Consider the following 12,476-nt stretch of genomic DNA (forward strand, 5'->3'; position numbering starts at 1 on the left):
GACGGGTTGCTCCGGCAATTCACCGCGCGTCAATGGTTGCTTTCTTGTGGACCTTCGGGCACGGTTGGTAGACATGAGGATCCGAACGGCAACCCCCGCAGACGCCGATGAGATGGTTCAAATCCGCACCGCCGCATGGCGCGCGGCCTACGCCGGCCTGGTCGACGCCGAAGTGCTCGCAGGGCTCCCCGAAGAGGCCTCCGAACGCTACGTGCGCCACCTCGCCGAGCCGCCCCGCCTCGAACTCAGACTCGTGGCCGAGAAGGGCCCGTACGTCATCGGCTTCGGCGTCTTCACCTGGGACAGGACCGAAGCCGACGAGGAGGACGCCGGACCCGGCGTCCCCGGCGACGTGCGCATGCTCTACGTCCACCCCGACCACTGGAGCCGCGGCACCGGCCGCGCCCTCATGCGCGAGGGCGAACGCTGGCTCGCCGAGCAGGGGCTCCTGCCGGTCCGGGTGTGGGAGCTCGAGGGCAACGAGGTCAGCCGCCGCTTCTACACGCGCTACGGCTTCGTCCCCGACGGCGAGCGCAGGACCGAGGAGATCAGCGGCGCGGCGCTCCCGTGCGCGCGTTTGACGCTCCCCAAGGACCATCACATCGCCGACTGACCCCGGGGCAGCGTTATGGGCCGGAATCGCTTCCGGCCCACGGCATTCCGTGCTTACTTGACGACGTTGAAGACCTGCTTCTGGATGCCGTTCCTGTACACCTCGTGCTCCACCAGGTCCAGCAGTGTCGCGTCCTTGTCGGCCTCGCTGAACAGGCGCTTGCCCGCACCAAGGAGCTTCGGGAAGACCAGCAGGTGGTAGCGGTCCACGAGCCCGGCGTCGGCGAGGCTCTGCCCGAGGGCGGCGCTGCCGTGCACCGAGATGGGGCCGCCTTCGGTCTCCTTCAGCGCGGCGACCTCGTCGAGCGAGCGGAGGATCGTGGCGGGCCAGCGTTCGTCCTGCTCCTTCAGGGTCGTGGACACCACGTACCGGGGCATGGCGTTGTACCCGGCGAACTCCTCCGTCATCGTCGGCCACACGGGCGCGAAGGCCTCGTACGACTTCCGGCCGAGCAGCAGCGCGCCGGCCTCTTCCTGCTCGCGGGACTTCAACTCGTAGGCCTCGGGCACGAACTCGATGTCCTTGAAGGTCCAGCCGGAGTTGCGGTAGCCGGGCTCCCCGCCGGGGGCCTCCATGACGCCGTCGAGGGAGATGAACGCGGTGACGATGAGCTGGCGCATGGTGCCGCCCCTTTCGGTAGTGAACGCTGGTTGCTTCCACTCACTATGACGAGGCGGCACGCCGGGATTCATCGCAAGCCCGAAAGTCGTTCCCGAAAATCAGGGAAGCCGCAGCCGGGCCACCACCGGGGCGTGGTCGCTGCCGTCCTTGTCGAGGACCTCCCAGTCGAGGACTTCGATGCCCTCCTGGGCGATGACGTGATCGAGCGTGACGGCCGGGATCTTGACGAGCCCGCCCAGGTAGCCGCCGGCGGGCTGCCAGGTGGCGTCGAGGCCTTCACCCGTCGCTTCGGCGGCATCCGTGTACCCGGAGTCGAGCAGCTCGCGCATGTTCTCGTGGTCGAGCGTGGCGTTGAAGTCCCCGGCGAGCACCCACGGCAGTCCGCCGTCCGGGCGCGGGAGCTGCTCGAAGTCCTCTTCCCACAAGGGGATCCGCTCCGCCGAAGCGGGCGCGGCCGGGTGGGCCGCCATGAAGCGGAAGTCGGTCCCCTCGGGCATGTCGACCTCGGCGGCGATCTGGTAGAAGATGGCGTCGCGCCCGACGGTCTCGATCCGCTCCAGGGGGTACCGCGAGTACAGCCCGGTCCCGACCGCGAGGTCCTCAGGTTCGAGGATCGAGTAGGGCATGAGCTCGTCCAGGCCCCGCTCGGTGAACGCGTCGGGCGAGCCGGGGGTGAGCTCCTGGACGCTGAGCAGGTCGGGCTGGTGCTCCTCGATGAGCGCCATGACGGCGTCGAAATCCACGTTGCCCACGTACAGGTTGACGGACATGACCGTCAGCTCCGCCCCGCCGGCGCTCGGCTGGTCGTCGGCGACGACACGGGGCACCAGCACGATCGCCAGCCCGACCGCTACGGCCGCGGTGACCGCCGCGGCGAGCCAGTGCCGGATGACCGCCTGCATCCCCGCCCCGACCAACGCCGCGACCACGAAATAAGGAACGAACGCCACGGTCGTGACCAGCAGGAACCCGCTCTCCAACCCGAAGAGCCGAACCGCCCCGTACGCGAGCGCCCCGGCTGTCCCGACCCACGACAGCACCCGAAGCCACCGCCACCGGTACCACGGGCGCCGCTTCGCGGAGCCGTCCTCGCGCTCAGCGGCATGCAACAACACGGTGGCATCACTCATGCGCCGGGATCCTACTGCCGCCGTGCAATACCCTGGCCGCGAATCCCCAATTCCTTTGGAGTGTCAGTGGAACCGGACAGACTCGCCGAATGGCAGGCGCTCTGGCGGGACTCGATCGGCCTTCGCCGGGCCGACGGTCGGCCCGTCGTCGCCTCGGTCGCGGGCAGGCCCGCGCTGCCTCCGGAGGTCGCGTGGCCTCGGGACGAGTCCGGGAGCCCGAAGGACTACCTCATGACCCTGGACCTGAGCGCCCTGCCCCGCATCGGCATCGATCTCCCCGACAGCGGAGTGCTGCTGTTCTTCCTCGACACTGAGTTCGCGGAGCCCGAGGTCATGTACTTCGAGGACACTGCGGGACTTCAGGACCGGCAGTGCCCGGAGGACCTCGGCTTCGTCCCGCCGGGGCGGATCGACCTCGCAGCGGTGGTGGAACCGACCCGGCCCGCGGAGGACCATCCCTACCTCAGCGGCCGACCGGCCGGTTACTACCGAGGTCTCGCCAAGATGCTCGCCACCGAGATCGACCATCCGGAGCCTCCGACCTGCGGCGATCACCGCATCGGCGGGCACTACGCGTTCAGCGCCCAGTACGACTTCCCGTGCGCGCCGACCTCCGAGATCCCGGACCTCCCCGGCACTCCCGGACCCGAGGCGCTGGACCTGCCGATCCTCCTGGTCCGCATGGACTTCGACCCCGACGCCGGCATGGTCTGGGGCGACTGCGGCACCTCGGAATGGTCCATCAGCCGCGACGACCTCGCCGCGCGGCGCTTCGACCGGGTCGAGTTCTCCTGGAGCTGCCACTAGGCGGTGCCACCGCGACCGAGGGTTCAGGCCGACTGCGGCAGGAGGTCCGCGATCGATTCGGGCGCTTCAGGGACGGCTCGGAGCTGGTCGATCATCAGGTCGAGTTCGGGCCCGCGCGTTCCGCTGAGGTAGAAGGACGCCGACCGCAGCCCGGTGACGAGCATGTAGCAGCGCAGCCGATGCAAGTCCTCCGGCGCGATCGGCGATCGCGGACCAGGAGCGCGGGACACCCCACGCTACCGCACCCGCCCAGGAAGGGCTGCGGCCCTTGCCCGTCGACGGATCGACGCCCCCATAGCCGCCAGCGCCAGCCAACGGCAGGCCGCTGATCCGGCGAAGCGCCGCGGCGACGGCAGGCGCCGCCGCGGCGACTGCTGGCGTTTCGAGGTCGCAGAGTCTGGTCCCGGGAAGGCGAGTGCTGGCGCAGAACCACGCTTCATCGATCGCGCCGATGGCGATCACCTCGGGAACCAGAACACCGCCGCCGAGCCGCAGCGATCCCGCCCACTCGTCCAAGGCGAATCCCTCGCGCCGGAGGTTCACACGGACGATCAGCTCCCGGCCGTCAGTGACGGCGCTGTAGGCCTGCGAGTTCTCGCCCTCGGTGATCGCCTCCCAAGCGGTGACCGGACCGAGCTCCTCGACGATCCGCTCGCGGACCAGGCCGGCATCGATCATGGGCTTCCACATCACCGCAGGCTAGGACGGAACCGATTACGAGGCAACCGGATTGCGCACGCTCAACTCGCGAGGCTGCGAGAATGCCGTATGACCTTGACACCGATGTGCCTGTGCCTCCTCACCCGCCGAACTCCAGACGGGCGACGGGAAGTCCTGCTCGGGCGGCGCAAGAAGCTCGGCATGGGCACCGGCAAGGTCGTCGGACTCGGCGGACACGTGGAACCGGACGAGACCGCAGCCCAAGCCGCAGCGCGCGAGACCGCCGAAGAGTCGGGCCTCATCGTCGCCGCACGCGACCTCCGCGAGGCGGCGAACGTGGTCTTCCGGTTCCCGGTCAGACCCGAGTGGGACATGCGGGTCGCGGTATTCGTCGGCGACCGGTTCACCGGGGACGCATATGAAACCGCGGAGATCGCCCCGCGCTGGTACCCGATCGACGACCTGCCGGTCCAGGACATGTGGGACGACAACCGCTACTGGCTCCCGCAGGTCCTGGCCGGGCAGCGGCTCCACGCGGAGTTCGTGTTCGCCGAAGACTGCGAGACCGTGGCGACGAGCCGGATCGTTCCCGCCCCAGAGGATCGAGAGGCCATCGGCGATGCCGGCTGATCCGAGCGACGACGAAATGGCGCGCGGCCGGTTCGCCGGTGTACGCCGCGAAGGCGACACCGTGGTGCGGCACCCCACCGTCGACAACTCGGGTTCGCGTGCGCTGCTTCGGCATTTCGCCGACAAGGGGTGCAGCCTTACGCCTCGCCTCCTCGAAACATCCGAACAGCACGAACGGCTCTCCTATATTCCCGGCGTCACCGGCTATCCGCCGCTGACCGAAGCCCTGCGGTCAGAGGAAGCACTCGTCGCGGTGGCGCGAGCCGCCCGGACGCTCCACGACCTTTCGGTGTCGTTCACCGATCGCGAATCCTACGAGTGGCATCCGCTCGAGACCTGCCGGCCGGTCGGCGGGGAGATCATCGGGCATGGCGATCTGGCGCCATGGAACATCGTCTTCGCGGGCACCGAAGTCACCGGCATCATCGACTGGGACGCGGCCGGGCCGATGACCCGGTCCTGGGACATGGCCTACCTCGCCCACCAGTTCGTCCCATTCCACCTGGGCGACGACATATCCAGCTGGGGCTGGGACCGCCCACCGGACCGCCGCGCCCGGCTCGCCCTCCTGTGCGACGCCTACGGCGGACTCGACCAGGAGGACGTCGTCGACGACGCCATCCTCCGCCTGCACTCGACCGGCATGTTCCTCCGCCAACGCATCCAGGCCGGCGACCCGCGATTCGAAGCGCAGCGCCGGGAACGCCACGACCGAGGCTTCATGGCCGCCGCAGCGAAACTGGCGGCGCTCCGAGACACCCTGCTTGATCCGGAACCAACCTGAAGCGCGGAGGCATCGAGCGTCCCAGGTCCACCCTGTCCGTGTCGCCTCAGACCGCAATGGACCAGAGCAACACGAGCATCGGGATCGCAGCGGCGATCGAGCACGCGGCCCAATCCCGTTCGGGTCGCAGGCGGTCGAACCGTGTATAGGCCATTTGAAACTGTGGTGCTGCAATACGTTCCGGCCGGAGGCTCAGAGCGAAGTGATGCGGACGATCGCGGTTCCCGCCGTGAAGTCGAGCAGCTCCACGATGAGCACCCCCGCCTCGGCCTCGGGGACCGGCGGGCGCTCGTCGCCGACGAACGCGCCGTAGCAGCCGGACTGGACGCCGTTCTCGGTCAGGAAGGCCACGCAGTAGCCGCCGGAGATCCCCGCGGAGGTGGTGCCGCCGCCGCGTTCGGCGGTGATGTCGACGCCGTCCTCGGTGACGGCCGTGACCTGCAACGTGAAGCCGTCGAGTCCGATGTCCACCGGTTCGCTCACCGCCACTTCGCAACTGCCGTCGCCGCAGGCGGCGTAGTCGGTCCCGTCGGCGGCGGTCGGCTGCTCGGGGGTCGGACTCGGCTCGGGTTCGGTCGCCCCAGCGGTGGTCGCGGCGTTCGAGGACTCCGGGGCGGGTTCGAGGTCCCGGTCTCGCCGGCGCAGCCGGCCGCGAGCAGGAGGAGCAGTGCGGGGGCGACGACCCGCGGGGCGGTTGAAGCGTCCATGGACCGATGCTAAGCGCGGCGGCGCGGGACCGGTCCCTGCAAATCAGTCCCCGTAGTGCGCAAGGATGCTCGCCGCCAGCTCCTTGACCTTCTCGCGGGCCTCGGGCGGGTCGAGGACCGTCGCGGAGTCGCCGAACGACAGGAGCTGGCACACCTCTTCGAGGACGTGGCAGCGCAGCACGGCGTGCGTCCATCCCGGTTCGGCCGCCTCGCCGAGGGCCAGGCGGGAACCGAAGATCCGCTCGGCGCGCCCGCGCTGGCGGTCCCTGAGCACGAAGCGCACTTCGAGTCCGCCCCCGGCGTCCCACCGCTCGGTCAGCTCGCGCGCGGTGGCGGCGAGGCCCGCGCCGGGGCGCAGCCGCCGCGGCGTCCGCAGCGCCTCCCACCGCTCGACCCTGGCGAGGTTCCACATCCGCGCCTTCCCGAGCTCGTCGGCGATGAGGTACCAGCGTCCCCCCTTCGCGAGCAGCCCGTACGGGTCGACGGTGCGCCAGCGCGGTTCCCCGCCTTCGCGGGCGTAGAGGATCTTGAGGCGCGCACCCGTGCGCAAGTCGCCGATGAGCGCCGCGGGGGAGGTCCCGGTGGGTTCGCGGCCGAACCACGGCCGGTTGTCGCTGACCACCAGGTCGTTCACGGCGAGCAGGTCGCCCTCGGCGCGGGCCGCGACCTTGCGGCGGGCCCGCCCGCCCTCCTCGGCGACGCCGAGCCGGCGCCGCTGCTCGTCGTCGAGTCCGTTGAGCGCCAGCTGGTCCCGCTCGCCCGGGGTCAGCCGGGTCACGTCGAGGGTCCGGCCCGGGAGCATGAACACTCCGCCGTAGCGGCCGCGCCGCAGCACCACCGGGAAGCCCGCGTCCTGGAGCCATCTGAGGTCGCGCTGGACGGTCCGCTCGGACGACCCGGTCTCGGCGGCGATCGCGGCCACCGTGGTCTCGGGGCGGGTCTGGAGGGCCAGGACGAGCGAGAAGAACTTGTCGGGAGTCACACCCCGATTCTCCTCGGGAACCCGACAGTTCCTGACGTCTTTCGCTCCTACGGTGGCCCGGTCAACGCGAATCGAAAGGACGGCAGCCAATGCCCGCACCGAACCAGTTCATCGTCTACGTCGCCGACGCCCCCGCCTCGGCCCGCTTCTACGGCGACCTCTTCGACCTGAAGCCGGTCTTCGAGACGCCCGGGTTCATCGCCTTCGACCTCGGCGGCGGCATCCAACTGGCCCTGTGGAGCCGGGTCCCGTTCGACCTCGCCGAGGTCAACCACCGCACCAGTGAGCTGTGCATCGCCGTCAAGGACGCCCCGGCCTCGGTCGACGCCCTCTACGAGGAGTGGAAGGCCAAGGGCGCCAAGGTCATCACCGAACCGTACGACGACGCCTTCGGTCGCACCTTCCTCGTGGCCGACCCCGACGGCAACCTGATCCGGGTCGCCCCGGTCGACTAGGCCGGGTTCGGTACGTCGGTCAGGTCCCTGCGTGCCGTCACGCCCGACAAGCCTCCGGCTGGATCGTGTTGCAGCGCGGCAGATGCAACCGGAGGCTTCCTCAACGCTCGAACACGGCCTAGGAGGCTTCCGCGAGAATGGCGGCGAGCGTCCTGTGGCCCTGGTCTTCGTATCCGCGGTCGCCGATCTGGAAGGCCCAGCAGGCGGTGCCGATACCCGCGCGGGCGCGTTGCCGGAACCAGGCGTCGGGCTCGCGCGGGTCCTTGCCGTAGCCCGACAGGAACGCCTCCTCCGCGCCCGGATGCCAGACGAACTCCTGCACGGCCAGGCGCTCGAAGTCCTCGGCCGCCGGTCGCAGACCCGCGCGGCCCAGGTCGATCACCCGCAGGGTCCCGGCGTCGTCGATGAGCCAGTTCCGGCACTGCCAGTCGCCATGCGTCGGAACGCAGGTCGCGGTGGCCGACGGCCAGGAGCGGACCATGGCCCGCAGCGTTTCGGCGACGTCCGCATCGATCCGGTGCGGGGCATCCAGCCACGCCAGCGCCTTGGCGTTCATCCTGGCCTCGTAGTCGGGATCCTCGATCGCCGACTGCGCGTGGAAGGCGCGCAGCAGCTCTCCCGCCTGCACGTAGGTGTCCAGCTCCGCGGCCGCCTCCGTCCCCTGGATCAGCGTCCCGGGAAGGTACTCCGTGACCAGGACCTTGGTGTCGGCATCGGCGAAGAGCATCCGGGCGGCCCTGCCCTGCCGAAGCCACGGCCCGGTCCACTCGCGGTGCGCGCGGATCTCCCGCTCGATGTGATGGTCCGAGGCACCGCCGGCCTTGACGACGACGGTCCGTTCTCCTGCCCGCGCCCGCAAAACGGTGGTCTCGACGAGTCCCCAGCTCATGTCGGCTTCGAGTTCGAGACCGGGGAGCCACGCTTCGACCAGTGCGCGCTGGCGCGACGAGAGCGCGCTGAATGAATGGGTCATTGCGGGAAGCCTAAGCGCTCGATTCAAGTTGTCTGATATTCGGTTTCGCGGCAGTGTCTCACCTGATAGAAAACCGGGATGGCGGATGGAAGCGTTGTCGTGGTTGGCGCCGGCATCATCGGGGCGTCAATGGCGTACCACCTGGCCAGGCGCGGCCGACCCGTCACGTTGATCGATGCAGGCCTGCCGGGTTCGGGCGCCACCCGCGCTTCTTTCGCCTGGATCGGACGCCCGCTCGTCAGCGACTTGCCCTCGGCGCCACTGCGCTACCTCGCACTAGACGAGTACCGGCGGCTGGAGGCGGAGCTTCCCGAATTGTCGATCCAGTGGTCGGGTTCAATCTGCTGGGACGGCTTCGACGAGGCCCCAGGGCCGCACACCGACGATGTCCATGCGCTGGAACCGCACCTGCTCGATCCACCGACAGTCGCCATCCATCGCCCGGAAGACGCGGCGCTCGACCCGGTCGCGACGACTGATCTCCTGGTCGCCGCAGCGCGCGACCGGGGCGCGCGGTTGCTGACGGGGGTACTGGTGACCGCTCTTGTCCACCAGGGGGGCACGGTGACCGGCGTTCGGACGACCGCCGGAGTCGTTCCTGCTGAGACCGTCGTCCTGGCCGCAGGGACCGGCACAGTCGCCCTGTGCGCCGGCATCGGCATCACGCTGCCCATCGAGCCGTCGCCTGCCGTCATGGTCCGGTTGCGCGCCACGCCGCGCCTGGTCCGGACGATCGTCGCGACGCCGTCGCTGGAGGTCCGGCAGCTCAACGACGGTACGGTCCTCGCCCCCACGGCGTATCGCGGTGAGGCGGACCAGGCCGCGCTGCAAGCGACCGCCCGACGTGTCCGGGACCGGTTCGCCGCTTGCTTCTCGGGAGCCGGCGGCACGGAGATTCTCTCCGCCGAGATCGGCTGGCGCCCGATGCCTGCCGACGGGGAACCGGTCATCGGCCGCCCCGCGGGCAGCCGGGGCCTGTACGTCACCGTGATGCACTCGGCGATCACCTTGGCCGCCGCGGCCGGCAACCTTGCGGCTGCGGAAATCGTCTCCGGGGTACCGGCTCCCGAGCTCGCCGCCTGCCGCCCGGACCGGTTCAACTGATGCCCTCTACGAACACCTTGGCTCGCGGATGCTTCGCGCTGACGGCCGACTCGAAACCGGTTCTAGTGCCCGACGGCGTGTCGGGGAATTAGCTTTTGTCGCTGACGTCGGTCGACCAGCGGCGGATCGGTTCGTACTGGCCGTATCGGGGATCGTGTGCGACGACGGAACGCGCGAATGAGCGCCGCAGTTCTCCGAAGTGGTCGATGAGCTGGGCGCGTCCGGTCGCGGCCGACGAGTAGGTCTTGACCTGGTCCGGCAGCGGTTGCGACAGGTCGAGTCCCGCCGCCTCGAGCCAAGGCGTCAGGAACAGGCGGACGTCGTCGGCGTCCGACTCGAACACGGGCCATGCACTGCCTGGGCCGCAGTAGAACTCGATGACTCCGGTTCGCCCGGCCTCGAGCGACTCCAGCGCCGCGTCCATGCTCTCGAAGCAGTCGACGATGTCGGCGTAGTCGAGCGTGAGCACGTGCTCGAATCCGCGGGCCTCGGCGAGCACGTAGTCGGTCTCGAGCAGTTGGGCGGCGTAGACGAGCACGGCGAAATCGGTCGGGCCGTCGATCGCGATGGACTCTTGGAGTTCGGCGAACAGCTCGTCGATGTCCTGCTGCGACTTCCGTTGATGCGGTGTCCACTCGATGATGAACATCAGCTCTCCTCGAGCTACCAGGTGATGCTGTCGATCTCCTCGATGTTCGCGGCCCGCACGGTGGGGCGCCAGACGACGAGGGAGATTTGGGAGCAGGTGATGGAGCCGAAGTCGACGCTCGTGCGGGAATCGACGTAGGCGGCGACCTCCGGCTCGGGGACGGCCTCGCGTGGGACGAGGAGGGAAATGTGGGCGTTGTCGCGGTAGCGGTCGCCGTCGCCTCCGGCTGGGCCGAGGTTGCCGAACGGGATGCGGGCGTCGCGCAGGCGGCGGCGCAGTTCCAGCAGGGCCGCGTTCGGGTAGCCGCGCACGTAGAGGCCGCCAGGGGAGCCGCCGAGGCCCGCGAAGGAGGCCGAGATGGGACCGAGGTCCGTGACTGCTTGCTTGAGTTGGCCGAGGTAGTGGTCGATCTGGCGCTGGGGCACGGTGTCCTGGTAGCCCTCGACGCTCCGCACGGTCATGTGCAGGTCGCTTGGGACGTAGTTCAGGTGGGTGCCGCGGCAGAGCGAGGCGATCGTCTCGGTTTCGGCGGCGATCTGATCGGCGAAAGCGCCGGCGGTACTGACAACGAGGCTGAGGCCGAAGCGCGGATCGCCGTCGCGGGGAACGGGATCGGGGCGGAAGGTGCCGTCGGTGAACGCGGTCCGGCCTTCGTTCCATTCGCGCTCGTAGTGCGATCGCAGGCCGGGGTGGTCGGGTTGGACGGGCGTCAAGAAGCCTCCAGGTCGTCTGCCGGGTCGCGGCTCAGACGCCCCGACCGTGTTCCGCTCAGATTATCGCTGTCTACGCTGGGGCCCATGAGCTTTCAGATCGGCCAGACGGTCGTCCGCAGGGATATCCACACCGACGGCCGCGTGACCTCGGCGTCTGCGGTGAGGGTGATCGCCGACGACGCCCACGGCGTGTTGACGTGGACTTCGGCCGGCTCGCAGGTCATGTGGCGGACCACCCTGGCCGGGGAGCGGGTACGCAAGTTCAGCGTCGCCGAGCTGGCCGAGGTGCCGACGATGCTCACGCCCCATGAATGGACCGGGACCAATGTCCTGTGGTTGACGCCGCCCGGCGCTTCGCATTCGGTCTGGTGGTTCTTCGACGCCGCCGGTGTGTTCTTCGGCTGGTACGTGAACCTCGAGACGCCCTCGCAGCGGTGGGCGGGCGGGCTCGACATGAGCGACCTGGCGCTCGACATCTGGGTGACGCCGGATCGGCAGTGGCGCTGGAAGGACGAGGACGAGTTCGCGGAGCGCACCGGCCACCCCGACTACTGGACCGAGGACGAGGCGGCCGCGATCCGCGCCGAGGGCGAGCGCGCCATCGCGCTGATCGAGGCCGGGAAGTACCCCTTCGACGGCACCCTGACCGACTTCAAGCCGGACCCGGCTTGGGAGCCGACGACGCTCTCGCCGCATTGGGACCGGCGCGGTTCGATGCCCGCGCCTGCGTTGCGTCCGCGAACGGGGTCGGCAAACCCCTCGACATGAGTGCGGGCCTGGGGAATCCTGTGGCGATGGAATCCAATGACATCTGGGACGCCGAGACGGCCCGCGGCTACGACACCCCAGGCGAGGGCATGTTCGCGCCGGAAGTGCTCGACCCGACGATCGACCGGCTCGCCGAGCTCGCCGAAGGCGGCCGCGCCCTCGAATTCGCGATCGGCACCGGCCGCGTGGGCGTGCCGCTCGCCGAGCGCGGAGTGCCGGTGACCGGGATCGAGCTGTCCCCCGACATGATCGCGCAGCTCCGCACCAAAGTGGACGAATCGGTGCTCCCGGTAGTCGAGGGCGACATGGCGACCGTCCGGGCCCCGGGCGAGTTCCACCTGGCCTACCTGGTGTTCAACACCATCTCGAACCTGCTCACCCAGGATCTCCAGGTCGAGTGCTTTCGGAACGCGGCCCGCCATCTCGTCCCGGGCGGGCGGTTCGTGATCGAGCTGTGGGTGCCCGAGCTGCGCGCGCTGCCGCCGGGCCGCAAGGCGACCGTCGGCGTCGTCGAGGACGGATACATCCTGCTCGACACCTACGACACCCTCAACCAGCACGTGGTCTCCCACCACTTCACCTTCAACGATTCACGGCGGGCGCGCTTGGGCCGCAGCCCCCACCGGTACATCTGGCCGTCCGAGCTCGACCTCATGGCGAGACTCGCGGGCTTCGAACTCGAAGCCCGCCATGCCGACTGGCAGGGCGGCGAGTTCACCGCCGAATCGCCCTACCACGTATCGGTCTATCGGCTCGTCGGCTAGGTCGAATCCGAGGGTGAGCGCTGGTCGACGATCGCGCAGCCTTCAGGCGGATGACCGCCGTGCCGTCGGCGACGTGGAGGAGTTCGACGGCGACTTCGCCTTCCGCGGGCTGCGGT

The 12,476-nt window shown here is 69.5% G+C and carries 16 protein-coding genes; 8 read left to right on the plus strand and 8 right to left on the minus strand.

Annotation, left to right across the window (positions count from 1 at the left end; translation table 11 throughout):
• Positions 1–112: 112 nt before the first annotated feature.
• Complete coding sequence (locus tag O1R50_RS23675; RefSeq protein ID WP_270112724.1) at positions 113–613, plus strand: GNAT family N-acetyltransferase; 501 nt, start codon at positions 113–115, stop codon at positions 611–613.
• Between the two features lie 53 nt (positions 614–666).
• Here O1R50_RS23675 and O1R50_RS23680 read toward each other — a convergent pair whose 3' ends face one another.
• Entirely contained in the window at positions 667–1,233 is a 567-nt protein-coding gene (locus O1R50_RS23680) for a dihydrofolate reductase family protein (protein WP_270112725.1), read from the minus strand.
• Between the two features lie 99 nt (positions 1,234–1,332).
• Positions 1,333–2,364: an endonuclease/exonuclease/phosphatase family protein gene (locus tag O1R50_RS23685; RefSeq protein ID WP_270112726.1), complete on the minus strand. Its 1,032-nt coding sequence runs from the start codon at positions 2,362–2,364 to the stop codon at positions 1,333–1,335.
• Positions 2,365–2,430: 66 nt separating this feature from the next.
• On the opposite strand from O1R50_RS23685, the gene O1R50_RS23690 reads away from it, so the two are divergent.
• Entirely contained in the window at positions 2,431–3,171 is a 741-nt protein-coding gene (locus O1R50_RS23690; protein WP_270112727.1) for a YwqG family protein, read from the plus strand.
• A gap of 66 nt (positions 3,172–3,237) precedes the next feature.
• On the opposite strand, the gene O1R50_RS23695 is transcribed toward O1R50_RS23690, so the two are convergent.
• Positions 3,238–3,861 carry a hypothetical protein gene (locus O1R50_RS23695; RefSeq protein ID WP_270112728.1) on the minus strand — a complete coding sequence of 208 codons (624 nt, stop codon included), beginning with the start codon at positions 3,859–3,861 and terminating at the stop codon, positions 3,238–3,240.
• Between the two features lie 78 nt (positions 3,862–3,939).
• Between O1R50_RS23695 and O1R50_RS23700 the strand changes: the two genes are divergently transcribed.
• Positions 3,940–4,461: an 8-oxo-dGTP diphosphatase gene (locus O1R50_RS23700; RefSeq protein ID WP_270112729.1), complete on the plus strand. Its 522-nt coding sequence runs from the start codon at positions 3,940–3,942 to the stop codon at positions 4,459–4,461.
• Positions 4,451–5,245 carry a phosphotransferase gene (locus O1R50_RS23705; RefSeq protein ID WP_270112730.1) on the plus strand — a complete coding sequence of 265 codons (795 nt, stop codon included), beginning with the start codon at positions 4,451–4,453 and terminating at the stop codon, positions 5,243–5,245. The genes O1R50_RS23700 and O1R50_RS23705 overlap by 11 nt, the downstream gene beginning before the upstream one ends.
• 192 nt (positions 5,246–5,437) lie before the next feature.
• On the opposite strand, the gene O1R50_RS23710 is transcribed toward O1R50_RS23705, so the two are convergent.
• Together O1R50_RS23710 and O1R50_RS23715 are read right to left on the minus strand one after the other, a co-directional pair.
• Positions 5,438–5,728, minus strand: coding sequence for a hypothetical protein (locus O1R50_RS23710; protein ID WP_270112731.1), 291 nt, complete (start codon positions 5,726–5,728; stop codon positions 5,438–5,440).
• 267 nt (positions 5,729–5,995) lie between these two features.
• A complete protein-coding gene (locus O1R50_RS23715; protein ID WP_270112732.1) occupies positions 5,996–6,934 on the minus strand; it encodes a helix-turn-helix transcriptional regulator in 939 nt (312 codons plus the stop codon).
• A gap of 89 nt (positions 6,935–7,023) precedes the next feature.
• On the opposite strand from O1R50_RS23715, the gene O1R50_RS23720 reads away from it, so the two are divergent.
• A complete protein-coding gene (locus O1R50_RS23720; RefSeq protein WP_270112733.1) occupies positions 7,024–7,389 on the plus strand; it encodes a VOC family protein in 366 nt (121 codons plus the stop codon).
• A gap of 118 nt (positions 7,390–7,507) precedes the next feature.
• Here the strand turns inward: O1R50_RS23720 and O1R50_RS23725 are convergent, their stop codons facing one another.
• Positions 7,508–8,362: a phosphotransferase family protein gene (locus O1R50_RS23725; RefSeq protein ID WP_270112734.1), complete on the minus strand. Its 855-nt coding sequence runs from the start codon at positions 8,360–8,362 to the stop codon at positions 7,508–7,510.
• Between the two features lie 78 nt (positions 8,363–8,440).
• Here O1R50_RS23725 and O1R50_RS23730 point away from each other — a divergent pair, with 78 nt between their 5' ends.
• On the plus strand, positions 8,441–9,466 hold the full coding sequence (locus O1R50_RS23730; protein WP_270112735.1) for an NAD(P)/FAD-dependent oxidoreductase: 1,026 nt from the start codon (positions 8,441–8,443) through the stop codon (positions 9,464–9,466).
• Between the two features lie 88 nt (positions 9,467–9,554).
• Here O1R50_RS23730 and O1R50_RS23735 read toward each other — a convergent pair whose 3' ends face one another.
• Both O1R50_RS23735 and O1R50_RS23740 read right to left on the minus strand, forming a co-directional pair.
• A complete protein-coding gene (locus tag O1R50_RS23735; RefSeq protein ID WP_270112736.1) occupies positions 9,555–10,115 on the minus strand; it encodes a hypothetical protein in 561 nt (186 codons plus the stop codon).
• 14 nt (positions 10,116–10,129) lie between these two features.
• On the minus strand, positions 10,130–10,828 hold the full coding sequence (locus tag O1R50_RS23740; protein ID WP_270112737.1) for a hypothetical protein: 699 nt from the start codon (positions 10,826–10,828) through the stop codon (positions 10,130–10,132).
• Between the two features lie 84 nt (positions 10,829–10,912).
• Here O1R50_RS23740 and O1R50_RS23745 point away from each other — a divergent pair, with 84 nt between their 5' ends.
• Together O1R50_RS23745 and O1R50_RS23750 are read left to right on the plus strand one after the other, a co-directional pair.
• Entirely contained in the window at positions 10,913–11,596 is a 684-nt protein-coding gene (locus tag O1R50_RS23745; protein WP_270112738.1) for a DUF402 domain-containing protein, read from the plus strand.
• 26 nt (positions 11,597–11,622) lie between these two features.
• Positions 11,623–12,360, plus strand: coding sequence for a class I SAM-dependent DNA methyltransferase (locus O1R50_RS23750; RefSeq protein WP_270112739.1), 738 nt, complete (start codon positions 11,623–11,625; stop codon positions 12,358–12,360).
• Positions 12,361–12,476 lie beyond the last annotated feature (116 nt).

Source organism: Glycomyces luteolus (assembly GCF_027622875.1).
Lineage (GTDB): Bacteria > Actinomycetota > Actinomycetes > Mycobacteriales > Micromonosporaceae > Glycomyces > Glycomyces luteolus.

Excerpts from the sequence above, each read along its gene's own strand:
- O1R50_RS23720 (WP_270112733.1), top strand. The coding sequence starts at position 7,024 with ATGCCCGCACCGAACCAGTTCATCGTCTACGTCGCCGACGCCCCCGCC.
- O1R50_RS23725 (WP_270112734.1), bottom strand. The coding sequence starts at position 8,362 with ATGACCCATTCATTCAGCGCGCTCTCGTCGCGCCAGCGCGCACTGGTC.
- O1R50_RS23680 (WP_270112725.1), bottom strand. The coding sequence starts at position 1,233 with ATGCGCCAGCTCATCGTCACCGCGTTCATCTCCCTCGACGGCGTCATG.
- O1R50_RS23750 (WP_270112739.1), top strand. The coding sequence starts at position 11,623 with ATGGAATCCAATGACATCTGGGACGCCGAGACGGCCCGCGGCTACGAC.
- O1R50_RS23705 (WP_270112730.1), top strand. The coding sequence starts at position 4,451 with ATGCCGGCTGATCCGAGCGACGACGAAATGGCGCGCGGCCGGTTCGCC.
- O1R50_RS23745 (WP_270112738.1), top strand. The coding sequence starts at position 10,913 with ATGAGCTTTCAGATCGGCCAGACGGTCGTCCGCAGGGATATCCACACC.
- O1R50_RS23735 (WP_270112736.1), bottom strand. The coding sequence starts at position 10,115 with ATGTTCATCATCGAGTGGACACCGCATCAACGGAAGTCGCAGCAGGAC.
- O1R50_RS23675 (WP_270112724.1), top strand. The coding sequence starts at position 113 with ATGGTTCAAATCCGCACCGCCGCATGGCGCGCGGCCTACGCCGGCCTG.
- O1R50_RS23695 (WP_270112728.1), bottom strand. The coding sequence starts at position 3,861 with ATGTGGAAGCCCATGATCGATGCCGGCCTGGTCCGCGAGCGGATCGTC.
- O1R50_RS23700 (WP_270112729.1), top strand. The coding sequence starts at position 3,940 with ATGACCTTGACACCGATGTGCCTGTGCCTCCTCACCCGCCGAACTCCA.
- O1R50_RS23730 (WP_270112735.1), top strand. The coding sequence starts at position 8,441 with ATGGCGGATGGAAGCGTTGTCGTGGTTGGCGCCGGCATCATCGGGGCG.
- O1R50_RS23685 (WP_270112726.1), bottom strand. The coding sequence starts at position 2,364 with ATGAGTGATGCCACCGTGTTGTTGCATGCCGCTGAGCGCGAGGACGGC.